Below are 22124 nucleotides of genomic sequence, written 5' to 3'. Positions count from 1 at the left end.
ACGTGTGCGCAGCCACCCGCGACGACGCGGGTCGACGGAAGGAACTGCCGGGTGAAGACCAAGGGCGCGATCCTGTGGGGCGTGGGCGAGGAGTGGTCGATCGAGGAGATCGACCTCGGTGATCCGCGGGAGGGCGAGGTCCAGGTCCAGCTCGCGGCCTCGGGGCTGTGCCACAGCGACGAGCACCTGGTCACCGGCGGCACCCCGGTGGCGTCCTACCCGGTCATCGGTGGCCACGAGGGCTCGGGCGTCGTCACCAAGGTCGGCCCCGGCGTCACCGGGCTGGAGGAGGGCGACCACGTCGTCACCGCCTTCATCCCGGCGTGCGGCACCTGCCCGCCGTGCTCGCGCGGGCAGCAGAACCTCTGCGACCTCGGCGCCAACCTGCTGGCCGGCACGTCGATCTCCGACGGCAGCTACCGGGTCCAGGCCCGCGGCAAGGACGTCATCCCGATGTGCCTGCTCGGCACCTTCTCCCCGTACATGACGGTGCACCAGGCCTCGGTCGTGAAGATCGAGCCCGACATCCCGCTCGAGGTCGCCGCCCTCGTCGGCTGCGGCGTCACCACCGGCTGGGGATCGGCTACCACGGTCGCCGACGTCCGGCCGGGCGAGAACGTCGTCGTCATGGGCGTCGGCGGCGTCGGGATGAACGCCGTGCAGGGCGCCGCGGCAGCAGGCGCGAAACGGGTCATGGTGATCGAGCCGGTCGCGCAGAAGCGCGAGTGGGCCATGCAGATGGGCGCCACCCACGCCTTCGCGGACATCGAGGAGGCCACCCCGGCGATCAACGAGCTGACCTGGGGCCGCATGGCGGAGAAGACGATCATCACCGTCGGCGACATCCAGGGCGAGGACATCGCCGCCGCCCTCAGCGTCACCGGCAAGGGCGGGCGGGCCGTCGTCACCGGCATGGGCAACGCAGCCAACGTCGACGTCAAGCTCAGCCTGTTCGAGCTCACGCTGCTGCAGAAGGACCTGCAGGGAGCGATCTTCGGTGGCCTCGCCCCGCGCAACGCCATCCCCGAGCTGCTCTCGCTCTACCAGGAGGGCCAGCTCAAGCTCGATGAGCTGGTGACCACCAGGTACGCCCTCGAGGACATCAACCAGGGCTACCAGGACATGCGGGACGGCAAGAACATCCGCGGGATGATCGTCTACAGCGACGCCGACCGCTGAGCCCGCGGGGCGACCGGTCCCCGTAGGGCTTCCTCCCGCGGCAGTCCGTCTCTGCCCACTCGCGGTGGGCAGAGACGGACTGCGCCGGAGACGCTCGTCCCCGCCCGCGTCGTGCTCCCCGCGGGCACCGGCCCCGCGGCGGCCTCCGCTCGTCGGACGTCGAGCCGGAGGGTCCGCTATCCCAGCAGCCGGCTGAGCGCCGGGCCCAGGTCGACCAGCGAGCGCACCGGTGCGACCGACCCCCCACCGCGGGCCGCCAGCGCCCGCGACGCCGCCAGCGCCTCCTCCTCCGCCGTCCCCCCGGGCAGCGGGCACAGGACGTCGAGCCGGTCGATGCCGCCCAGCGCCGAGGCGGCGTCGTCCCCGGCAGTGGCCAGGCAGTCCGACAGCAGGACGACGAGCCGCTCGTCGGCGTGCGGGGCCGTCCGCAGCTGCGCCGTCGCCGCCCGGAGCGCCGCCGCGAGGTCGGTGGTGCCGTGCCCCCGCAGGCCCACCAGCGCCAGCACGAGGTCCTCCGCCGAGCGGTGCCGCCCGTGCTGCTGCAGCACCTCCACCCGGTCGGCGAAGGCGAGCACGCTGGTCCCCAGCCGCTCCCCGGCCGCCAGGACGACGCCGGCGGCGGCGACCGCGGCGATCGCCACCCCCAGCCCGCTCATCGAGCCCGACCGGTCGACCACCAGGCACACCGCCCGGCGGGAACCGGTCCACCGCCGCGTCGCGACGTCCTCCGGAGCCGGCGGCCACGGCCCGCTCCAGCGCTCCAGCGTGCGGTCCAGGTCCAGCTCGCCGTCCCCGCCGCGCGCGGTGACCAGCCGCCGGGTGCCGCGCGCCCGCGCAGCACCCACCCGGCCCACCTGCACGAACACCCGGGCCGCCAGCCGGCGCGCGGCCGCCCGGAGCTCGCGGTCGGTGGCCGTCGCGAGATCGGCGAGCAGCGCCGCCGCCGCGTCGGGGTCGGCGCCCATCAGCCCGGCGAACGCCTCCTCGTCGAGCTCGCCCACCTCGGGGCTGACCTCGTCGAAGGCGGCGTGCCGCAGCTGCAGCTCGCGCCGCGCGGTCTGCCGCGGGCCCCGCCGGGCCGGCCGCTCACGCCGGGCACCCCCGCTGTCCGGGCCCGCCGCCTCAGGCGGCAGGCCCCCCGCTTTTCCCGGGCCGTCCCCGGCGGGCGACGGCGGCGCCCCGGGCGACGGGTCCGGGGGTGGCCCGGCGTGGGCCGGCCACACCTGGTCCAGGATTCCGTCGAGCACCGCCTCCGGGGTCCGCTCCACGCCCTCGGTCACCCGGATCCGGCCGGAGAGCGCCGCGTGCAGGGCGTCCCGCGCCGCCTCGCGGGCACCGTCGTCCTCCAGCCCGGCCAGGCCACGGAGCCGCAGCAGGCCGTCGAGCAGCAGCACCAGGTCGATCGCCCCCCGCACGGAGGAGCCGGTGCGCAGGTCACGGTGCCCGCGGGTGGCCCGCACGAGCGCCACCGCCAGGGCGACCGGCCGGGGCCGTGCGCCCGTCACCGAGGCGACGATCTCCCGCTCGGCGACCTCGTCCTGGTAGCCGAGGACCACCCGGCACATGCGGTCGGCGATCGCCTGCCCCACCCGCGCGGTGCCGATCGCGTCGAACGGGTTCATCGCCGCGATCAGCCGGAAGCCCGCCGCCGCACGCACCGTGCCCAGCCGGGGGACGGCGATCTCGCCCTCGGTCAGCACCGTGATGAGGACGTTGAGCGTCTCCTCCGGGATGCGGTTGAGCTCCTCCAGGTACAGCAGGCCCGAGCCGCGCATCGCGGTGAGCAGCGGGCCGTCGGTGAAGCTGCCCGGCACGTAGCCCTCGGCCATCACCGCCGCCGGGTCGTAGGAGCCGACCAGCCGGGCGGGGGTGAGCTCGGCGTTGCCCTCGACGAAGACGACGTCGCGGCCCACCTCACCGGCGACCGCCCGCAGCAAGGTGGACTTGCCCGTGCCGGGCGGCCCCTCCAGCACGACGTGCCGGTGGGTCTGCAGCGCGACGGTGAGCACCTCGCGCTCCCGCCGCAGCCCGATGACCGGCAGACCCTCGCTCACCAGCCGGACGCTACGGCAGATCAGCCGCCGAGGGTGTTCAGGTCCACGGGGTTGTCCGGCGCCGTGATCTCGACGGTCTCGCCGAACGCGCTGAACTCCACCGTGGCCGGGGCGTCGCCCTTGTCCTCGATCAGCAGCGGGTACGGGGCGTCCTCGTCGTCGGCGACGGTGAGCGTGCTGCCGTCGTCCTGCGTGACGACGACGACGGGCTCGCCGTCCAGCTCCTCGGTGGTGACCTCACCGGTGATCCCGCCCCCACCGGAGGCACGGAGCTCCTCCAGGAGCCCGGAGAGGGTGAGCGTGCTGAACGAGCCCGCCGCCTCCTCCGGCATGAGCACCCACTGGCCCTCGAGCTGCCCGGCGAACTCGGCGGGCATGCCGAAGGAGGCCCAGAAGTCGGCCGGGGCCCGGACGTAGGCGCTCCCGGCGGTGTAGACCAGCTCGACGGGGGTGCCGTCCGTCGTGATGGTGCCCTGGGCGTCCTCACCCTGGAGCTGCAGATCGAGCTCCTGGGTCGAGCCGCTCTCCTGCATCGAGCCGACGACGTGCGCGGCGCCGGCCGCCTCGAGGGCGCTGAAGGCGGTGTCGACCACTCCCGCGGCGTCCTGGTCGGCCAGCGAGCTCCGGCCCTCGGCGGCGGTGGAGGTGGCCGGCGCCGCGGTGCCGGCGTCCTCGGAGCCGCCGCAGCCCGCGAGCAGCAGGAGGGCGGTGCCCACCGTGGCCAGACGTCGGATGCGCATGGTCCCCCTCGTGTCCAGCGGCACCGGTCGGCCCCACCGGGCGCCATCGTGCAGGGCGGCGGCCCAGCGGCGCGCACCGGGGCCGGCGCGCCCACCGCTCAGGGCGCCCGCCGCCGGGGGAGCAGCGGCCGGGCCCGCCCCGCGGCCGCGGGGTCCAGCGGCACCGGGCTCCGCAGCACGGCAGGACCCGGCCTCAGCACGCCGTCGGAGAGCGCCGCGCAGCGCACGCCCCCGCGACCCCGCAGCCCGCGGTGGGCGCCCGGCGCCAGCACCAGGTCCATCCAGGCGCACGGGTTGGCCGCCCGCCCGCCACCCAGCAGCACCGGCCCCTCGCCGCAGTCGAGGGTGAATTCCCGCCCCCTCAACGCCTCGACCTCCGCGCCGCGCAGCACCACGTTCCGCCGCGCCAGCAGCGGGTCGAACGGCCCGGCGCCCAGCTCGGCGGCGAGCTCGTCGAGCGACTCCACCGCCAGCAGGGTCACCTGCGCGTCGCGGTGGGCGGGCCTCCCGGCGTAGCGGTCGCCGACGATGCCGACGCCGCCCCGGACCTCCAGCCGCTCCCGCCGGTCGGCCGCCTGCCCGGGCACCGCCGTCCCCGGCCGGCCGTCGTACCGGTGCACCGGCGAGGCGAGCAGCCCGACCACCTCGACGTCGTACCGGTGCCTCAGCGGTCCGCCGTCTCGTGGATGGGTCCCTCGACCTCCGCCAGCCGCCGGCCGGTGCCGCCCCACCGGCCCTGGATGATCTCCGCGGCGATCGACACCGCCGTCTCCTCCGGGGTCCGCGCACCGAGGTCCAGGCCGATCGGGGACGCGAGCCGGGCGAGCTCGTCGCCAGTCAGCCCGGCCTCGCGCAGCCGGGCGAGGCGCTCGTCGTGCGTCCGCCGCGAGCCCATGGCCCCGACGTAGGCGACCGGGGTGCGCAGCGCGACCTCCAGCAGCGGCACGTCGAACTTGGGGTCGTGGGTGAGCACGCAGAGCACGGTGCGCTCGTCGATCCGCCCCGCGTCCACCTCCGCCTGCAGGTAGCGGTGCGGCCACTCGACGACGACCTCGTGCGCCTCCGGGAAGCGCTTCGGCGTCGCGAACACCGGCCGGGCGTCGCAGACGGTCACCCGGTAGCCGAGGAACGCCCCGACCCGGGCGACGGCGGCGGCGAAGTCGATGGCCCCGAAGACGACCATCCGGGCCGCCGGGGCGAAGGAGTTGACGAACAGGGTCAGGTCGTCGCCGCGCCGCTCGCCGTCGTGGCCTACGTGCAGCAGGCCGGTGCGGCCGGCGGCCAGCATGCCGCGGGCGTCGTCGGCGACGGCGTCGTCGAGCCGCTGCGAGCCCAGCGTGCCGGAGGCGCGGTCCGGCCAGAGCACCAGCCGGCGGCCCAGCCGGTCGTCCGGCCCCGCGACCACGGTGACGACGGCGACCGGCTCGTGCCGGCCCACCGAGTCGGCGACCTCGCCGAGCTCGGGGAAGGACTCGCGGGACACGGGCTCGACGAAGACGTCGAGGATGCCGCCGCAGGTCAACCCGACGGCGAAGGCGTCGTCGTCGCTGACGCCGTAGCGGCGCAGAACCGGCTCGCCGGTCTCGACGGCGTCCTTGGCCTCCTCGTACACCGCGCCCTCGACGCAGCCGCCCGAGACGCTGCCGACCGCCGTGCCGTCGGGCCCCACCAGCATCGAGGCACCGGCCGGCCGCGGCGCCGAGCGCCAGGTGCCCACCACCGTGCCCACGCCGACCGTCTCCCCCGCCTGCCACCAGCCGACGAGGTCGTCGAGGACATCACGCATTGGCTATCACTCCTGACAGCTCCTCGAACGCGGCCATGCTGTGCCCGGCCACGAAGTGGTCGACCGACGGCAGGGCGGCCTGCATCCCGCCGGTGAGGGGTTCGTACCCCAGACGGCCCTTGTGCGGGTTGACCCACACCACGGTGTGCGCCAGCCGCTTGAGCCGCGCCATCTGCTCGGCCAGCAGCGCGGTGTCCCCCCGCTCCCAGCCGTCGCTGCAGAGGACCACGACCGCTCCGCGCGCGGTGCCGCGCTGACCCCAGCGGTCGAGGAACGCCTTGAGCACCTCGCCCAGCCGCGTGCCGCCCGACCAGTCGGGGATCGCCTCGCCCCCTGCGGCCAGCGCCCGGTCGGGATCGCGGAGCCGCAGCTCACGGGTGACCCGGGTGAGCCGGGTGCCGATGGTGAACACCTCGGTGGACGCCGGCCGGGCCCGGACCGCCGCGTGCGCGAACCGCAGCAGCGCGTCGGCGTAGGGGGTCATCGACCCCGAGACGTCGACCAGCAGCACCACCCGCCGGGGGCGGGGCCGCGCCCGTCGGTGCACCAGGCGGCTGACCTCCCCGCCGTCGCGCAGCGCCCGCCGCACGGTGCGGGCGGGGTGCACCGAGCCGTGGGCGGCCGGCCGGCGCCGCCGGGCGGGGCGCATCGGCGCGGCCGGGACCAGCAGCCCGAACAGCCGCCGCAGGTGGGCCCGCTCGGCGTCGGTCAGCCCGGCGACGTCGCGGTGCCGCAGCACCTCGTCCGCGCTGGCCCGGGCCGCGAGGTCGGGGGCGTCGGGGTCCTCGTCGCCCTCACCGGTCCCGGCGTCCAGCGGGGCGCTGGCGGCCAGCCGCGGCCGCACCTGCGCCGCCGCGGGGGCGGGACGTGGGCGGCGGCCCGAGAACCAGGCCAGGAACGCGGTGTCGTAGCGGTCGAGGTCGTCGGGCCCGGCGCAGAGGGTCAGCCGGCCGGCCCAGTAGACCGCCGACGGCCGCAGGACGTCGAGGTGGCCGAGGGCGGCGAGCATGGCCTGGACCCGGTCCGGGGAGGCGGTCACGCCCGCGTGCCGCAGCGTCCGGGCGAAACCCAGCACGGTGTCGACGACGTCCCGCTCAGCCACCGAGCAGCGCCTCCGGGGACAGCGAACGCACCCGCTCGGTGTCCTCGCGGTACTTGAGCACCGCGCCGAGGGTCCGGGCCGCCAGGTCGGGGTCCAGGTCGCGCGCGCCGAGGGTGTGCAGCGCGGTCGCCCAGTCCATGGCCTCGGCCACCCCGGGCGGCTTGAGCAGGTCGAGGGTGCGCAGCGTCGCCGTCGCCCGGGCGACCTGGCGGGCCAGCTGGTCGGTGACCTGCGGCAGCCGGCGGCGCAGGATCGCCACCTCCCGGTCGAAGTCGGGGTGCGCGAGCCAGTGGTAGAGGCAGCGGCGCTTGAGGGCGTCGTGCACCTCCCGGGTGCGGTTGGAGGTGAGGACGACCAGCGGCGGGACCTCGGCCCGCACGGTGCCGAGCTCGGGGATGGAGATCGTGAAGTCGGAGAGGACCTCCAGCAGGAACGCCTCGAACTCGTCGTCCGCGCGGTCCACCTCGTCGACCAGCAGGACGCTCGGCGCGTCCTCGAGCGCCTGGAGCAGCGGGCGGGCGAGGAGGAAGCGGCGGTCGTAGAGGGACGCCTCCAGCCGGGCGGGGTCGTCGGCGGCGTGCGCGGCTTCGGCGGCGCGCAGGTGCAGCAGCTGGCGCCCGAAGTCCCAGTCGTAGAGAGCCTGGCTGGCCTCCAGCCCCTCGTAGCACTGCAGCCGGTAGAGCGGCCGGTCGGTGATCTGCGCCAGGGCCTGCGCCAGCGCGGTCTTCCCGACGCCTGCCTCGCCCTCGAGGAACAGCGGCCGGTGCATGGCCAGCGCCAGGTGGGCGGCGGTGGCCAGCCCCTCGTCGGCGAGGTAGCCGGTGGCCTCCAGCGCGGCCGCCAGATCGTCGGGGCTCCCGGGCACCGTGCGCTCGCTCACGCGCAGCAGCATCCCACCTGGCCACCGGCGACCGCGCCCGCACCGCCCCGAGGCGTCGGGCACGATGACCGCATGCCGAACGCCGCTCCCGAACCGCTCGCCCTGGGCGACGACCTGCGCGCCTTCGTCGACGCCTCGCCGTCCCCCGCCCACGCGGTCGCCGAGCTGGTCCGCCGGCTCCGCGCCGCCGGCTTCACCGAGCTCGCGGAGGGCGACGCCTGGGCACCGTCCCCCGGTGGCCGCCACTTCGTCGTCCGGCACGGCAGCGTGATCGCCTTCCGCCTGGGCAGCGGCCCGCTCGCCGAGACCGGGATGCGGCTGGTCGGCGCGCACACCGACTCGCCGACGTTCAAGGTCCGCCCGCGCTGGGAGGTGCGGCAGTCCGGCTACCGCCTCGTCGGCGTGGAGCCCTACGGCGGCGGCCTCTGGCACACCTGGCTGGACCGCGAGCTCACCGTGGCCGGCCGGCTGGTGCTCCGTGGCGGGCGCACCACCCTCGTCCGGCTGCCGGGCGCCCCGCTGCGGCTGCCCTCGCTGGCCATCCACCTCGACCGCAGCGTCCGGGAGGGGCTGACCCTCGACCCGCAGCAGCACCTCGTCCCGGTGTGGGACCGCGACCTCGGGACGGGCCCGGGCCTGGCGGAGGCGCTGGCCGACGCCGCGGGGGTGGATGTACGCGACGTCGTCGGCACCGACCTGGTGCTGGCCGACACCCAACCCTCGGCGCGCGCCGGCGCGGACGGCACATGGGTGGCCGCACCGCGGCTCGACGACCTCGCCTGCTGCCACTCCGGGTTGCTCGCGCTGCTGGGCGCACCCGCCGGGGCGCGCACGCAGGTGCTGGTCTGCAACGACCACGAGGAGGTGGGCAGCGGCTCGATGTCCGGCGCCCGCGGCAGCTTCCTCGAGGACGTCGTCCGCCGGCTGGCCGCCGCGAGCGATCCCGGTGACCCGCAGGCCGCGCAGCGGGCGCTGGCCCGCTCGGTGCTGGTGTCGGCCGACATGGCCCACGCCGTGCACCCGACCCGCGCCGAGCGGCACGAGCCCGCGCACCGGCCGGAGCTCGGTGGCGGACCGGTGGTGAAGGTGAACGCCAACCAGGCCTACGCCACCGATGCGGCGTCGGGCGGCTGGTTCACCGAGCGCTGCGACGAGGCCGGGGTGCCCGTGCAGACCTTCGTCACCCGGGCGGACCTGCCGTGCGGCAGCACCATCGGGCCGCTGACGGCGACCCGGCTGGGCGTCGCCACGGTGGACGTCGGCGCCCCGATGCTCGCCATGCACTCCTGCCGCGAGCTGGCCTCGGCCCGCGACGTCCCGTTGATGGTCGGCGCCCTGACGGCCTGCCTGGCCGACTGACCGTCCCGGCGCGCGGCGGCGGCGGCCGACCGGAGTCTGGTCTCGGTCGGCCGCCGCGCGTCAGGGTCCCGGCCGGTGGCCGGGAGCGCTCACATGCGCCGGTTGGTGTCGTCCGCGCCGTCGACCTCGATCTCCTCCTTGCGGAGGGTCTCGTCGACGCGCACCTCGTCGGTGACGGTCTCCTTGTCCAGGCGGACGCGCTCGACCGGCACGGCCTCCTTGGCGACGACCGGCTTCTCGCCGCGGAGGGTCACCTCGTGCTCCTCCTCGCTGATCGCCGGCCCGTCCATGGCGTTGCCGACGTTGGCGTCCGTGATCGGCTCGCGCTCGACGCGGACCTCCTCGTGCGACACGGGGACGGTCTCGCTGACGTTCTCGCTCACGACGTACTTGCGCAGCCGGGCGCGGCCGACCTCCTCGGACCGGGTGCCGACGTCCAGCCGCTCCTCGGAGCGGGTCATGGCGTCGTCGGTGGTCGGGCCCGAGGTGTCGTGGCCCACGGTGCCGCGGGCGTCCGTGCCGGTGTACCCGGTGTCGGTGCGGTCGGTGTCGGTGCGGTCGGTGCCGACCATCCCGGCGGTCCCGGCGGTCCCGGCCACGCCCGTGGTCTCGGTCGTCGTCACGGTCTCGGTGCGGCCGGTCGTCCCGCTGCCCAGGCCGTAGTACCGGTACAGCTCCTCCTCCTCCTGCGGGGAGAGGTGACCGTCGGTGTCGATCTTGGGCGCGTCCTTGACGCGGTCCTTGGTGACCGCTACGCGGACGCCGTCGTCGGTCAGGTCGGCGTCCCGGATGGGGACGAAGGACTCCTTGGTCCCGAACAGACCCGTGCGGACGGTCACCCACTCCGGCTGACCGGTCTCGTCGTCGAGGTAGACCTCGGAGGCCGACCCGATCTTCTGACCCTCGGTGTCGTAGACGTCCTGGCCGATCACTCGGCTGATGGTCTCGGTGCCGATCATCGTCGTTGTCGCTCCTATCTGAGCTCGGGGACGTTCGTCCCTCCGATGGGTGACCGGCACGCTCGCCGCGAAACGACCCGATCGAGATCAACAGGCGCGCCGGGCAGTTCCCGCGCCGGGGCCGCACCCGCCGGAGCACGTCGGGCCGCCGGGGATCGGCAATCGGCGCAGGTCACACCGGGTGCTGCCGGTGTGCGCCGGGAAGGACGGGCACACCGGTCAACCGATCCAGTTTCCGTCACCCAGCGTCATCCGGGGCTGCCCGGGCGTGTCGTGCAGGATCGGTCCGCTACAGCCGCTCGGCGCGTCGTCCACGACCCCGCGCCGGTTCTGCCTAGCGTCGTCGCGTGCCTCCGCGTTCGCCCTACGACGACCTGGTCCACCCCCGCACGGTCAAGAAGCCGGTGCCGCAGGTCGAGGCCGAGCGCGATCTCGTGGTGGAGGACCCGAGCACCGGCTTCGTCGGCGCCGTGGTCCGGTGCGAGAAGGACGTCGTCCACCTCGAGGACCGCTTCGGCCGCACGCGGGGCTACCCCCTGGGGCCGGGGTTCTGGGTGGACGGCCGCCCCGTGGTGCTGGTCCGGCCGAAGCCGGTCGCTCCGGCGGGCCCGGCCCGGAGCGCCTCGGGGTCGACCTACGTCGCCGACGCCCGGGCCCGGGTGGCCCGCGAGGGGCGCATCTACGTGGAGGGCAAGCACGACGCGGAGCTGGTCGAGAAGGTCTGGGGCCACGACCTGCGCATCGAGGGCGTCGTCGTGGAGCCGCTGCACGGCGTCGACGACCTCCCGGGCATCGTGCGCGACTTCCGCCCGGCGTCGGGCCGGCGGCTCGGCGTCCTCGTGGACCACCTCGTGAGCGGCTCCAAGGAGTCGCGCATCGCCGCGCGGATCACCGGCGACCACGCGCTGGTGGTCGGCCACCCCTTCATCGACATCTGGCAGGCAGTGAAGCCCTCCGTCGTCGGGATCAGGGCGTGGCCGACCGTCCCGAAGGGCGAGGACTGGAAGACCGGCGTCTGCCGCCGGCTGGGCTGGGAGGACGACACCGGCTACGTGTGGGCCCAGCGCATCCTCGCGCGCGTGCGCACCTGGACCGACCTGGAGCCCGCCCTCATCGGCCGGGTCGAGGAGCTCATCGACTTCGTCACCACCGACTGACCTCGCCACGACCAGGTGCACTGATCACCAGGGGTCCTGGCTCACGGTCGACGGTGAGCCAGGACCCCGTGCGCTGAGCCAGGACCATGTGGTGAGCCGGGCCGGCCGGCTCAGCCCGGGATGTAGTTGAAGGTGTCCGGGTCGGGGCCGGTCCGCTCGCCGCGGTCCAGGCCGGTCAGCGTGGCCATGTCCTCCCGACCCAGCTCGAAGTCGAACAGCGCGAAGTTCTCCGCCATGCGCTCCCGGGAGGAGGACTTCGGGAAGACGACGTCGCCGCGCTGCACGTGCCAGCGGAGCACCACCTGCGCCGGGGTCCGGCCCAGGCGCTCGGCGATCGCGGTGATGGCCGGGTCGCCCAGCACCTTCCCCTGGGCGATCGGCGACCACGCCTCGGTCACGATCTCGTGCTCGGCGTCGAACGCGCGGACGTCGTCCTGCGCCAGGTAGGGGTGGACCTCGATCTGGTTGACGGCCGGGACGACCTCGGTCTCGTCGAAGAGCCGCCGCAGGTGGTGCGGCTTGAAGTTGGAGACGCCGATCGCCCGGCAGCGACCGTCGCGGTAGATCTCCTCCATGGCCTTCCAGGTCTCGACGTAGTCGACGTCGATGCCCGGCAGCGGCCAGTGGATGAGGAACAGGTCGAGCTGGTCGAAGCCGAGGTCGGCGAGCGTCTGGTCGAAGGCGCGCAGCGCGTCGTCCCGGCGGTGGAAGCCGTTGTTCAGCTTGCTGGTCACGAAGATCTCGCCGCGGTCGATGCCGGAGCGGGCGACGGCCTCACCGACACCCTTCTCGTTGCCGTACATCTCGGCGGTGTCGATGTGCCGGTAGCCGACCTCGAGGGCGGCCGCGACGGTCTCCGCGGTCTCCTCGGGCGGCACCTGGTAGACGCCGAACCCCAGCTGCGGGATCTCGACGCCGTTGTTCAGTGCGAGGGTCGGCACTCCGTGGGTGGGTGGCTGAGCCACAGGCTGATCCTTCCGGTTCGGGGGAGGGCCGCGAGCCGCACGGTCGGTCGTGCGCGATCGGCCCGTCCCCCGCCTACCCGGCGGTGCGGTCCTCAACCGGGTCGGCGCGTGCCGGCCGGTCGCCGACCAGCGCGGCTCCGGCCAGCCCGAGGAGCGCGACGAAGGCGGCGGCGACCGCGGGCACGGCGAACGCCGTCTCGGCACCCCAGGCGTCCACCGCGGCACCCGCCGCCGCCGAGCCGATGGTGACGCCGAGCGTGAGGCCGGAGATGGTCCAGGCCAGCGACTCGGTGAGCAGGCCGGGCGCCGTGCGGGACTCCACCAGCGAGGTGCCCGAGACCAGCACCGGCGCGATGGTCAACCCGGCGAGGAAGCCCCCGCCGACGAGCAGGGCGAGCGATCCGACGCCCCAGAGCAGCTGGGCGGCCAACCCGAAGGCCACCGCCGTCGCCACGAACCGCGTGGCCAGCGTGCCCGGCAGGCGCGCGAGGCCGTAGACCAGGCCGGCCACCAGGCTCCCCGCGGCGAAGACGGCCAGCGCGAGCCCGGAGAGCGCCGGCGCCCCCTCGGCCTCGGCGAAGCCCACCACGACGACGTCGATCGCGCCGAACACGGTGCCCAACGCCAGATAGGTGGCGGTGACGACCAGCAGGGTCGGCGTCAGCACCGCCCACCAGCGCGCGGCCGACGACCCGGCGACGGGGTGCGGTGGCGGGTCCGTGCCGCGCAGCCCGGCCAGCCAGAGCCCGCCGACCGCGCCCAGGACGACGCCGGTGAGGAAGCCCACGGGCGGGGCGACGAGCGTGGCCAGGAGGGTCACCAGCGGCGGGCCGACGACGAAGACCACCTCGTCGACGACCGCCTCGAAGGCGAAGGCCGTCTGCCGGCCGGCGGGGTCGAGCGCCGCGGCCCACCGCGCGCGCACCAGCGAACCGATGTTGGGGCTGCTGCCCCCGACCGCCGCCGCGAGCAGGAACCAGCTCCAGCGGGGCGCCCCGCTCACCACGGCGGCGACGAACGCAGCACCCGAGAGGACGAAGACGGTCATCGCCAGGCGGAGCACCGGCCCCTGGCCGCGGCGGTCCATGGCCCGCGCCCACTGCGGTCCGGCGATGCCGTAGCTGAGGGCGAGGGCGCCGGAGACGGCGCCGGCGAGGCCGTAGCTGCCGGTCTCCCGCGAGACCAGCAGCACCGCACCCAGGCCGAGCATGGGTGCGGGGAGCCGTCCCACCCACCCGGCCAGCGAGAAGGCCACGGAACCGGGCACGGCGAACAGGCGGCTGTAGGGGCTGAAGACGGTGCGGGCCGACACGGTTCTCTCGCGCTTCCTGGCCACGGGCGAGTGCGGGACGTCCTCCGCCGGTCTCTCGGGTGGCGAGGGCACGGTAGCAACGTCACCCCGGTGGCATCCGCGCACTTCCGGGCAGCCACGTGTCGCCCGTCGCGGCTACATTCGGCCCATGACCGGCGCCGACCTCCCCGACCCCTCGGTCCGCCGCGCCGTGGGCGCGGTGGCCGCCGGGTCCGGCGGCCTCGTCGACCGCTACGGCCGCACCGCCACCGACCTGCGGGTGTCGCTGACCGACCGGTGCAACCTGCGCTGCACGTACTGCATGCCGCCCGAGGGCCTGCAGTGGCTGCCCAAGGTCGAGCAGCTCACCGACGAGGAGGTCACCCGCCTCGTGCGCATCGGGGTGGAGCACCTGGGCATCCGCGAGGTGCGCTTCACCGGGGGGGAGCCGCTGCTGCGGCCGGGCCTCGTGGGGATCGTCGCCGCCGCCACGGCGCTCCGCCCGCGCCCCGAGGTCAGCCTCACCACCAACGCCATCGGGCTGTCCCGCATGGCGCCCGCGCTCGCCGAGGCCGGGCTGGACCGCATCAACGTCAGCCTGGACACCCTCGACCGCGAGCGCTTCCGGCAGCTCACCCACCGCGACCGCTTGGACGACGTCCTCGCCGGGCTGGCCGCCGCGCGCGACGCCGGGCTCACGCCGGTGAAGGTCAACGCCGTGCTGCTCCACGGGATCAACGACGTCGACGCCGTCCCGCTGCTCGACTTCTGCCTGGAGCAGGGCTACGAACTGCGCTTCATCGAGCAGATGCCGCTGGACGCCCACCACGCCTGGACCCGCGGTCGCATGGTCACCGCCGAGGACATCCTGGAGCGGCTGACGGCGGCGCACGCGCTCACCCCGGACAGCGAGGAGCGGGGGTCCGCACCGGCCGAGCGCTGGCTGGTCGACGGCGGGCCGGCCACCGTGGGCGTCATCGCCTCGGTCACCCGGTCCTTCTGCGGCGCCTGCGACCGCACCCGGCTCACCGCCGACGGGCAGGTCCGCAACTGCCTGTTCGCCCGCGAGGAGTCCGACCTGCGGACGGCGCTGCGCGAGGGCGCCACCGACGCCGAGCTGGCCGACCGCTGGCGGATCGCCACGCTGGGCAAGCTGCCCGGCCACGGCATCGACGACCCGAGCTTCCTGCAGCCGAGCCGCCCCATGTCGGCGATCGGGGGCTGAGTTGCCCACCCACCCCACCACCCCGGGGGCAACCACCGTCACCGTCCGCTACTTCGCCGGTGCCCGCGCCGCCGCGGGCGTCGACACCGAAGTCTGCGAGGCCGGCACCCTGGACGAGCTCGTCGTGCGGGTCACCGGTGCGCACGGCGAGCGGCTGGAGCGGGTGCTCGCCGCCTGCTCGTTCCTGGTCGACGGCGCCCAGCCGCGCGACCGCAGCGCTCCGCTGCCCGCCGGCGCGGTCGTCGACGTGCTCCCACCCTTCGCCGGGGGGTGAACCGCGCTTTGCCGCGGGGAACCACGCCCACGAGGATGGACCCATGAGCATCTTCGACAAGGCGAAGGCGAAGGCCGAGGAGCTCTTCGGCCGCGCCGAGGAGCTGTACGGGGAGTCCCACGGCGACGCCGCGGCGAAGGTCGACGGGGAGGCCCACCGGCTGGAGGCCGAGGCGGAGGAAGCCCAGCTGGAGCGCGATGGTCGGACCGACGACGACGGGCTCGCCGGAGCCCGCTGATCCCTGTTCGGAGCGGTTGGGCCGGACCGGTCCGGGGAATACCGGTCGACATGGTTCCGGTAGGAATCGCAGACGTCGCCCCGTGGCCGGACTGGCGAGCGGCCGCGGAGGGCGCGCTCGCCTTCCTGGCCGAGCACGTCGGCTGGGACGTCTGGATGGTCACCCAGGTGGTGGAGGACCGGCAGATCGTCCTCCTGGCCCATCCCGACCGCGCCGTGCGTCCCGGCACGGAGCTGCCCTGGGAACGCAGCTTCTGCCGCCAGATGATCGAGGGCAACGCCCCCCGGCTGGCCACGGTGACGGCCGCCGTTCCCGAGTACGCCTCGCGCACCACTGGCCCGCTGCGGGACATCGCCGCCTACGTCGGCATCCCGCTCCTCACCCGCGACCTGCAGCTGTTCGGCACCCTGTGCGGGGTCGCCTACCGGGCGAAGCCGCGCAGTGCCGCCCGGGAGCTCTCCGTCGTGGAGGCCGCCGCCCGCATGCTCAGCACCCTGATGGCCGCCGGCTGGGACCCGCCGCCCCTGCCGGGCGAGCCCGGCCAGGAGGTGGTGAGCTGAGCCGGTGCGCGCCGAGCAGCTGACCGGTCCCGTCTGCCACCACGGCGAGGGGCCGGTGTGGTCGCCGGCGTGGGGCGGGCTGCGCTGCGTCGACATGCTCGCCGGTGACGTCCTCACGGTCGGCGAGGGCGGCGCGGTCGCCCGCCGGCACGTCGGCGCGGTCGCGGCGGCGGTCCGCCCGCGCCGCGGGGGCGGCGCGGTGATCGCCGTCGAGCGCGGCTTCGCGCTGGAGGCCCCCGACGGCGCGCTCACCGCTCTGGAACCGGTGTGGGCAGATCCCGGCGTCCGCATGAACGAGGGGGGCTGCGACCCCGACGGCCGCTTCTGGTGCGGCTCGATGGCCTACGACCAGACGCCGGGCGCCGCGGCGCTGTACCGGCTGGACCCCGACGGCAGCGTGCACCGGGTGCTCACCGGTGTCACCGTCTCCAACGGGCTGGCGTGGAGCCCCGACGGGTCGCTGGCCTACTACGCCGACACGGCGACCCACCGCATCGACGTCCTGGACTACGACCGGGACGCCGGGCTGACCGGGCGCCGCCCGTTCGTGACCTTCCCCGACGACGGCAACCCGGACGGGCTCACCGTCGACGCCGAGGGCGGCGTCTGGGTCGCCCTCTACGGCAGCGGCGAGGTGCACCGCTACGACGCCGGGGGCCGGCGGGACGCCGTGGTGGAGCTGCCCACGCCCCAGGTGACCGCCTGCACCCTCGGCGGCCCCGGGATGGACCGGCTGTTCATCACCACGTCCGCGGAGGGCGGGCTGGACGACGGCCTGGCCGGGTCGCTGTTCACCGTGGACGCCGGCGTGCGCGGGCTGCCGGTGCGGGAGTTCGCCGGCTGAGGGAGGCGCCTAGGGGCAGGCGACCCACTCCTCCTCGCCGTCCCGGAACACCTGGCGCTTCCAGATGGGCAGCCGCTTCTTGACCTCGTCGACGAGCTCGGCGCAGGCGGTGAAGGCCTGGCCGCGGTGCGAGGCGCTGACCGCGCAGGCGAGCGCGACGTCGCCGATGCCGAGCAGGCCGATGCGGTGGCTGACCGCGATGGCGTGCACCTCGGGGCGGGCGGCGAACTCCTCGGCCAGCTCCGCGAGGACGTCGGCCGCGCTGGGGTGGCCGACGTACTCGAGCTCGGTCACCGAGCGCCCTCCGTCGTGGTCGCGGACGACGCCGGCGAAGGACACCACCGCCCCCGCCGCGGCGACGGAGACGGCCTCCTCGTGCTCGGCGACGGACAGCGGCGCGTCCACGACCCTGGCGATCACGGCGCCGACGCTACCCCCGGCGGCGGCACGTCGAGGTCGACCGGATCGGCCAGGCCGGTGCAGTCCACCTCGACGACGTCGTGCGCGGCCAGGTAGCGGCGGGCGCCCTCGTCGCCGGTCGCCGACTCCGCGACGCCGGCCCAGTGGTCGCGCCCCAGCAGCACGGGGTGGCCGCGCACGCCGTCGTAGGTGGCGGTCGCTAGCACGTCCGGGGCGGCGTGGGCGGCGACGGCCCGCAGCGCCTCGGGGGTCAGGCCGGGCATGTCGACCAGGGTGACCAGCGCGGTGTCCACCGTCCCGGGGAAGGCGCGCAGCCCGTCCAGGCCCTTCCGCAGCGAGGAGGCCATCCCCGACTCCCAGTCCTCGTTGGCCAGCACCGTCGCGCCCGTGAGGTCCGCCGTGCGCCAGACGTCGACCGCCCGGGCGCCCAGCACGACGAGGACGACGTCGCAGGCCGCGCGCGCCGTCCGCACCGCCCGCTCGACCAGCAGGCTGCCCTCGTACTCGACCAGCGCCTTGGGCATCCCGTAGCGGCGGCCGCCCCCGGCGGCCAGGACGACGGCAGCGGTGCTCATGCGCCCCACTCTCTCAGCGGGCGTAGACGGCGACCTCGGAGGCCTTCACGCCGGCCCACACCTCCGCGCCCGGCACGAGCCCCATCTCCGCGAACGAGGTGGCGGTGACGTCGGCGACCAGCGGCACCGCGCCGTCGAGCTCGCAGCGCACCGTGGCCCCGTGCGGGGTGGCGCCCACCACCCGCTCCCGCCAGAGGTTGCGCGTGCTCCCGTCCGGCCGCGTGGCGTAGAGCGCAACCGACTCGGGGCGGATCGCGGCGAACACCGGCCCGGCCGCCTCCTCGGCGACCGCCACCACCGCACCGCCGTCGAGCCGCACGCGGCGGCCCTCCCCGGTGCCCGGCAGCAGCGACAGGCCGACCAGCCGGGCCACGTAGTCGGTCCGCGGCCGGCGGGCCACCTCGTCCGGGGTGCCGGCCTGCACGACGCGCCCCTCCTCGAGGACCACGACGCGGTCGGCGAGCGCCATCGCGTCCACCGGGTCGTGCGTGACCAGCACGGTGCTGCCGCGGAAGCCGGCCAGGTGGCGGCGCAGCTCGGCGCGGACGGTGAGCCGGGTGCGCGCGTCCAGGGCCGACAGCGGCTCGTCGAGCAGCAGCAGCGCCGGGTCGCCGACCAGCGCCCGGGCCAGCGCCGCCCGCTGCGCCTGCCCACCGGAGAGCTCGGCCGGCCGCCGGCCACCCAGACCGTCCAGCCCCACCCGGGTGAGCCACACCGCCGCGGCCGCCCGCGCCTCCGCGCGGCGGGTGCCCCGCGTGCGCAGGCCGAAGGCGACGTTGTCGGCGACGCTCAGGTGCGGGAAGAGCAGCGCGTCCTGGAACACCATGCCCAGAGCCCGCTGGTGGGAGGGGCGGGACGTGCCCCCGTCGTCCCAGACCTCGCCGTCGACGACGACCCGCCCGCGGTCGGGGCGCAGCAGGCCGGCCAGCACGCGCACGAAGGTGGACTTGCCCGCCCCGTTCGGGCCGAGGAGGGCCAGCACCTCCCCGTCGGCCACCTCGACGTCGAGCCGCAGGTGGAGGTCCCCCCGGCGGGTGTCGACGGATGCGGTCAGGCTCACGCGGTCCCCGCCCGGCCGAGCCAGCGGTCGCGGAGGAGCAGCAGGGTGGCCAGCGACACCGCCAGCAGCACCACCGAGAGCACGATCGCCGCGTCCGGGTCGCGCTGCAGGGCCAGGTACACCGCCAGCGGCATCGTCTGCGTGGTTCCGGGGAAGTTGCCGGCGAAGGTGATGGTGGCGCCGAACTCGCCCAGCGCACGAGCCCAGCACAGCACCGCGCCGGCCGCGACGCCCGGCGCCACCAGGGGCAGCGTGACGCGGCGGAACGTCGTCCAGCGGCCGGCGCCGAGGGTGGCGGCGACGTCCTCGAACCGGGCGTCGGCCGCGCGCAGCGCGCCCTCGACGCTGATCACCAGGAACGGCATCGCCACGAAGGTCTCGGCGATGACGACGGCGGTGGTGGTGAAGGGGATCGTGATCCCGAAGGCGTCGTCCAGCCAGGAGCCGACGATCCCCTGCCGCCCCAGCACGAGGAACAGCGCGACGCCGCCCACGACCGGCGGCAGCACCAGCGGGACCGTGACCAGCGCCCGGAGCACCGAGCGGCCGCGGGCCCGCGAGCGGGCCAGCACCCACGCCAGCGGGATGCCGAGCACGAGCGAGAGCGCGGTGGCGAGCGTGGCCGACAGCAGCGACAACCGCAGCGCCTCCCCCACCCCCGGCGCGGCGAGCCGGGTGGTCAGCTGCGACCAGGGGGTGCGGACCAGCAGGCCGAGCAGCGGCAGCACCAGGAAGGCGACGCCGAGCGCGGCGGGGACGAGCAGCGGCGCCGGCACGCGCGCACCCTCGCGGGCGCGGTTCACGGGGCGCGGAACCCGGCGTCCGCGAGCGCCTGCTGCCCGGCGTCGGAGGTGACCAGCTCGAGGAACGCCTCGGCGGCCTCCGGGTTGGGGGCGTCGGCGAGGGCTGCGATCGGGTAGGTGGTGACGGCGTCGTCGGCCTCCGGGAAGGCGATGCCCTCGACGGCGTCGCCTGCCGCGGCGACGTCGGTCGCGTAGACCAGGGCGGCGTCGACCTCGCCGAGCTCGACCTTGGTCAGCGCCGCGCGCACGTCCTCCTCCAGGGTGTCGGGGGCCGCCGTGACCCCCGCCGCGGCGAGGACCTGCTCCGAGGCCGCGCCGCAGGGCACGTCGGGCGCGCACAGGGCGACCGCGAGGTCCTCGCGGGCGAGGTCCGACGGCCCCGTGACGCCGGCCGGGTTGCCGGCCGGGACCGCGATCTCCAGCACGTTGGTGGTGAACACCTCCGGGTCGCCCGCGGCCAGGCCGGCGTCGGCGACCACGGCCATCTGCGGCGGCGCGGCGGAGGCGAGCACGTCCGCCGGGGCGCCCTGGGTGATCTGGGTGGCGAGCGCCGAGCTGCCGGCGAAGTTGAATCGCACCTCCAGCCCGGGGTGCTCGTCCTCCAGCCGCTCGCCGAGCTCGGTGAAGACGTCGGTGAGCGAGGCAGCGGCGAAGACGGTGAGGGTGCCGGTGGGCCCGTCCCCCGTCGCCGAGGAGCCGCCGCCCCCCGCCGGGGTGCCACCGCAGCCGGCGAGGGCGAGCGCCGTCACCACGAGCAGGGCACGCGTGCGCACTGATCCTCCCGGGTTCGACCGCTCCTGCGGCAGACCACACCAGATCGCTCCGCATGTGCGCAAGTGCGACGGGGAGCCGGTCCGCACCTGCGGACTAGGGGATGTCGACGCTGACCTGGGTGGCCTTCACCGTCGCGACCGCCCGGACGCCGACCACGAGCCCCAGTTCGTCGGCCGCCTCGCGGGACATGAGCGAGACGACGCGGAAGGGCCCGGCCTGGATCTCGACCTGCGCCATGACGCCGTCGCGGACGACGTTGGTCACGATGCCGGTCAGCCGGTTGCGGGCCGACGACGGCGTCGTCCCCGGCTCGGGGGCGTCGCGCAGCTGGGTGGCCAGGCGGGCGAGGTCGGCGCCCTCGACGACGGCCGGGCCCCCGCCGTCCCGGTGCGCAGGCAGACGGCCGCCGTCGACCCAGCGCCGGACCGTGTCGTCGCTGACGCCGAGCAGCGCGGCCGCCTCGGCGATGCGGTAGGTGGCGGCCACGGCAAGACCCTAGCCGCGCCTGTGGACGGCCGGCGTCGTCCACAGGCCGCTCCACGGGGCGTCGGTCCGGGCGGGCAGCATGCCGGGCGTGGACGACGACGCCTGGCTCGCGGACCTGCTGCAGCACCGGGCCCCGGTGCTCAGCGACGCCGGGGTCGCCGCCGAGCTGGCGGGGATGCTCAGCGCGCGGGGGATCGCGCTGGACCACGGCGGGGTGCTCACGCGCGCGCTGCTCGCCGCGCTGGAGGAGACGTGGGAGCGGGGGTGGCAACCGGCCGACGTGGCGCACGCCGCCCGCCGCCAGGCCGGGGCCGGATCGGTGCCGCTGCTCGTGGCGCTGGTCGCCGAGGACGCGCGGCGCACCGACGCCGCCTCGCGGGGCCCGGAGAGCTGGGTGGCGCAGCTCCGCGATCTGGGGGCGCTGGACGCGGCCCGGGGTGCCGGCACGACGGTCGCCGCGTGGCACCGGGCGGAAGGGCGGGCGCCGGCCGAGGCGTGGCGCATCGCGCTGCAGCTGACCGGGGTGCTGCGCACCACCGCGCGGATCGAGCTCCTCGTGCCGCCGCCGTCGCGGTGGGGCGCCGCCCGGGCTCGAACCGAACGGCCGGTCGCGGACGACGACCGGGCGTTGCGCCGGATCCGCGCGCTGCTGACCAAGGCGGAGTCGACCGGCTTCCCCGAGGAGGCCGAGGCGCTGACCGCCAAGGCCCAGGAGCTCATGACCCGGCACGCGGTGGACGCGGTGCTCCTGGACGGTGGCGCTCCGTCCGGCGTCGACGTGGACACCCGGCGGGTGCACCTCGCCGACCCGTACGCGCGGGCCAAGACGCAGCTGCTGGGCGCCGTCGCGGAGGCCAACGACGTGCGGCTGGTCTGGTACCAGGGCCTGGGCATCGCCACCCTGGTCGGCGTCCGGGCCGATCTGGACGCCGTGGAACTGCTGTTCACCTCGCTGCTGCTCCAGGTCGCCCAGGCGCTGGCCGCGGCGGAGCGGCAGAGGGGCCGGCACCCGGCCTCGCGGACGTTCCGCCGCGCGTTCCTGCTGGGCTACGCACACCGCGTCGGGGAGCGGCTGGCCGCGGCGCGCCGGCGGGCGACCGAGGCGGCTGCGGAGGAGGCCGCGGCGGAGCGGGGCGCGGACCTGCTCCCGGTGCTGCGGTCGCGTCAGGCGGCCGTGGAGGCGCGCACGGCGGAGCTCTTCCCCGACGTGCGATCCCGCCGCAGCCGGTCCTCGGTGGACGCGGGCGGCTGGTACGCGGGCAGGGCTGCCGCCGAGCGCGCCGACGTCGCCCCTCGCCGGGCACCCCTCCGCTGACGGCCCGGTAGGCCCCCCGCACTCCCGGTCGACGTTCCCACGGGAACGCGGCGTGGGCCAGCGCACCGTTTGCCGCGC

General features: G+C 75.8%; 24 protein-coding genes. 9 read left to right on the top strand and 15 right to left on the bottom strand.

Annotated elements, in window-relative coordinates; genetic code table 11:
• Positions 1-51: 51 nt before the first annotated feature.
• The gene (locus ACI79W_RS17635) at positions 52-1179 is read left to right on the top strand and encodes an NDMA-dependent alcohol dehydrogenase (RefSeq protein WP_456563393.1); all 1128 of its coding nucleotides are present in this window, start codon (positions 52-54) and stop codon (positions 1177-1179) included.
• Positions 1180-1355: 176 nt separating this feature from the next.
• Here the strand turns inward: ACI79W_RS17635 and ACI79W_RS17630 are convergent, their stop codons facing one another.
• The 6 genes from ACI79W_RS17630 to ACI79W_RS17605 form a co-directional block, all read right to left on the bottom strand.
• Entirely contained in the window at positions 1356-3233 is a 1878-nt protein-coding gene (locus ACI79W_RS17630) for an AAA family ATPase (RefSeq protein WP_456563392.1), read from the bottom strand.
• A 20-nt stretch (positions 3234-3253) separates the two neighbouring features.
• Entirely contained in the window at positions 3254-3973 is a 720-nt protein-coding gene (locus ACI79W_RS17625; RefSeq protein WP_456563391.1) for a hypothetical protein, read from the bottom strand.
• A gap of 98 nt (positions 3974-4071) precedes the next feature.
• On the bottom strand, positions 4072-4617 hold the full coding sequence (locus ACI79W_RS17620) for an MOSC domain-containing protein (protein ID WP_456563390.1): 546 nt from the start codon (positions 4615-4617) through the stop codon (positions 4072-4074).
• A gap of 20 nt (positions 4618-4637) precedes the next feature.
• Positions 4638-5759 (bottom strand): XdhC family protein, encoded by a 1122-nt coding sequence (locus ACI79W_RS17615; RefSeq protein ID WP_456563389.1) that lies wholly within the window; start codon positions 5757-5759, stop codon positions 4638-4640.
• Positions 5752-6861: a vWA domain-containing protein gene (locus ACI79W_RS17610; RefSeq protein ID WP_456563388.1), complete on the bottom strand. Its 1110-nt coding sequence runs from the start codon at positions 6859-6861 to the stop codon at positions 5752-5754. Before ACI79W_RS17610 ends, ACI79W_RS17615 begins: the two co-directional genes overlap by 8 nt.
• Positions 6854-7741 carry an AAA family ATPase gene (locus ACI79W_RS17605; protein ID WP_456563387.1) on the bottom strand — a complete coding sequence of 296 codons (888 nt, stop codon included), beginning with the start codon at positions 7739-7741 and terminating at the stop codon, positions 6854-6856. The genes ACI79W_RS17610 and ACI79W_RS17605 overlap by 8 nt, the downstream gene beginning before the upstream one ends.
• Before the next feature lie 72 nt (positions 7742-7813).
• On the opposite strand from ACI79W_RS17605, the gene ACI79W_RS17600 reads away from it, so the two are divergent.
• Entirely contained in the window at positions 7814-9100 is a 1287-nt protein-coding gene (locus ACI79W_RS17600) for a M18 family aminopeptidase (RefSeq protein WP_456563386.1), read from the top strand.
• Between the two features lie 89 nt (positions 9101-9189).
• Here ACI79W_RS17600 and ACI79W_RS17595 read toward each other — a convergent pair whose 3' ends face one another.
• Positions 9190-10059, bottom strand: coding sequence for a DUF2382 domain-containing protein (locus ACI79W_RS17595; RefSeq protein ID WP_456563385.1), 870 nt, complete (start codon positions 10057-10059; stop codon positions 9190-9192).
• 347 nt (positions 10060-10406) lie between these two features.
• On the opposite strand from ACI79W_RS17595, the gene ACI79W_RS17590 reads away from it, so the two are divergent.
• Entirely contained in the window at positions 10407-11216 is an 810-nt protein-coding gene (locus ACI79W_RS17590) for a DUF3097 domain-containing protein (protein WP_456563384.1), read from the top strand.
• 110 nt (positions 11217-11326) lie between these two features.
• On the opposite strand, the gene ACI79W_RS17585 is transcribed toward ACI79W_RS17590, so the two are convergent.
• Together ACI79W_RS17585 and ACI79W_RS17580 are read right to left on the bottom strand one after the other, a co-directional pair.
• The gene (locus ACI79W_RS17585) at positions 11327-12181 is read right to left on the bottom strand and encodes an aldo/keto reductase (RefSeq protein WP_456563383.1); all 855 of its coding nucleotides are present in this window, start codon (positions 12179-12181) and stop codon (positions 11327-11329) included.
• A 73-nt stretch (positions 12182-12254) separates the two neighbouring features.
• Positions 12255-13493: an MFS transporter gene (locus ACI79W_RS17580; protein WP_456563382.1), complete on the bottom strand. Its 1239-nt coding sequence runs from the start codon at positions 13491-13493 to the stop codon at positions 12255-12257.
• A 148-nt stretch (positions 13494-13641) separates the two neighbouring features.
• Between ACI79W_RS17580 and moaA the strand changes: the two genes are divergently transcribed.
• Genes moaA through ACI79W_RS17555 form a run of 5 tightly spaced genes read left to right on the top strand, consistent with a single transcriptional unit; the run spans position 13642 to position 16613 of the window.
• Positions 13642-14697: a GTP 3',8-cyclase MoaA gene (gene moaA, locus ACI79W_RS17575; RefSeq protein ID WP_456563381.1), complete on the top strand. Its 1056-nt coding sequence runs from the start codon at positions 13642-13644 to the stop codon at positions 14695-14697.
• A 1-nt stretch (position 14698) separates the two neighbouring features.
• Positions 14699-14971, top strand: coding sequence for a MoaD/ThiS family protein (locus ACI79W_RS17570; protein ID WP_456563380.1), 273 nt, complete (start codon positions 14699-14701; stop codon positions 14969-14971).
• A gap of 43 nt (positions 14972-15014) precedes the next feature.
• Entirely contained in the window at positions 15015-15209 is a 195-nt protein-coding gene (locus ACI79W_RS17565) for a hypothetical protein (RefSeq protein WP_456563379.1), read from the top strand.
• A gap of 50 nt (positions 15210-15259) precedes the next feature.
• A complete protein-coding gene (locus ACI79W_RS17560; protein ID WP_456563378.1) occupies positions 15260-15769 on the top strand; it encodes a GAF domain-containing protein in 510 nt (169 codons plus the stop codon).
• Positions 15770-15773: 4 nt separating this feature from the next.
• On the top strand, positions 15774-16613 hold the full coding sequence (locus ACI79W_RS17555) for an SMP-30/gluconolactonase/LRE family protein (RefSeq protein WP_456563377.1): 840 nt from the start codon (positions 15774-15776) through the stop codon (positions 16611-16613).
• A gap of 9 nt (positions 16614-16622) precedes the next feature.
• Here ACI79W_RS17555 and ACI79W_RS17550 read toward each other — a convergent pair whose 3' ends face one another.
• The 6 genes from ACI79W_RS17550 to ACI79W_RS17525 form a co-directional block, all read right to left on the bottom strand.
• Positions 16623-17033 carry a molybdenum cofactor biosynthesis protein MoaE gene (locus ACI79W_RS17550; RefSeq protein WP_456563376.1) on the bottom strand — a complete coding sequence of 137 codons (411 nt, stop codon included), beginning with the start codon at positions 17031-17033 and terminating at the stop codon, positions 16623-16625.
• On the bottom strand, positions 17030-17608 hold the full coding sequence (locus ACI79W_RS17545) for a nucleotidyltransferase family protein (RefSeq protein WP_456563375.1): 579 nt from the start codon (positions 17606-17608) through the stop codon (positions 17030-17032). Before ACI79W_RS17545 ends, ACI79W_RS17550 begins: the two co-directional genes overlap by 4 nt.
• 13 nt (positions 17609-17621) lie before the next feature.
• Complete coding sequence (locus ACI79W_RS17540; protein ID WP_456563374.1) at positions 17622-18668, bottom strand: ABC transporter ATP-binding protein; 1047 nt, start codon at positions 18666-18668, stop codon at positions 17622-17624.
• Positions 18665-19444: an ABC transporter permease gene (locus ACI79W_RS17535; protein ID WP_456563373.1), complete on the bottom strand. Its 780-nt coding sequence runs from the start codon at positions 19442-19444 to the stop codon at positions 18665-18667. Before ACI79W_RS17535 ends, ACI79W_RS17540 begins: the two co-directional genes overlap by 4 nt.
• Before the next feature lie 23 nt (positions 19445-19467).
• Positions 19468-20244, bottom strand: a complete 777-nt coding sequence (gene modA / locus ACI79W_RS17530) for a molybdate ABC transporter substrate-binding protein (RefSeq protein ID WP_456563372.1) — start codon at positions 20242-20244, stop codon at positions 19468-19470.
• 94 nt (positions 20245-20338) lie between these two features.
• Complete coding sequence (locus ACI79W_RS17525) at positions 20339-20731, bottom strand: TOBE domain-containing protein (RefSeq protein WP_456563371.1); 393 nt, start codon at positions 20729-20731, stop codon at positions 20339-20341.
• A gap of 88 nt (positions 20732-20819) precedes the next feature.
• Between ACI79W_RS17525 and ACI79W_RS17520 the strand changes: the two genes are divergently transcribed.
• Complete coding sequence (locus ACI79W_RS17520; protein WP_456563370.1) at positions 20820-22046, top strand: DUF2786 domain-containing protein; 1227 nt, start codon at positions 20820-20822, stop codon at positions 22044-22046.
• Positions 22047-22124 lie beyond the last annotated feature (78 nt).

The sequence above is a fragment of the Blastococcus sp. SYSU DS0533 genome (assembly GCF_054050775.1).
Note: the sequence above shows the minus strand (reverse complement) of the source record. Positions and strands in the feature narration are given on the sequence as shown.

Coding starts and splice junctions, on each gene's coding strand:
- ACI79W_RS17625 (WP_456563391.1), bottom strand. CDS start 3,973: ATGCGCATCCGACGTCTGGCCACGGTGGGCACCGCCCTCCTGCTGCTC.
- ACI79W_RS17615 (WP_456563389.1), bottom strand. CDS start 5,759: ATGCGTGATGTCCTCGACGACCTCGTCGGCTGGTGGCAGGCGGGGGAG.
- ACI79W_RS17600 (WP_456563386.1), top strand. CDS start 7,814: ATGCCGAACGCCGCTCCCGAACCGCTCGCCCTGGGCGACGACCTGCGC.
- ACI79W_RS17595 (WP_456563385.1), bottom strand. CDS start 10,059: ATGATCGGCACCGAGACCATCAGCCGAGTGATCGGCCAGGACGTCTAC.
- moaA (WP_456563381.1), top strand. CDS start 13,642: ATGACCGGCGCCGACCTCCCCGACCCCTCGGTCCGCCGCGCCGTGGGC.
- ACI79W_RS17565 (WP_456563379.1), top strand. CDS start 15,015: ATGAGCATCTTCGACAAGGCGAAGGCGAAGGCCGAGGAGCTCTTCGGC.
- ACI79W_RS17560 (WP_456563378.1), top strand. CDS start 15,260: ATGGTTCCGGTAGGAATCGCAGACGTCGCCCCGTGGCCGGACTGGCGA.
- ACI79W_RS17545 (WP_456563375.1), bottom strand. CDS start 17,608: ATGAGCACCGCTGCCGTCGTCCTGGCCGCCGGGGGCGGCCGCCGCTAC.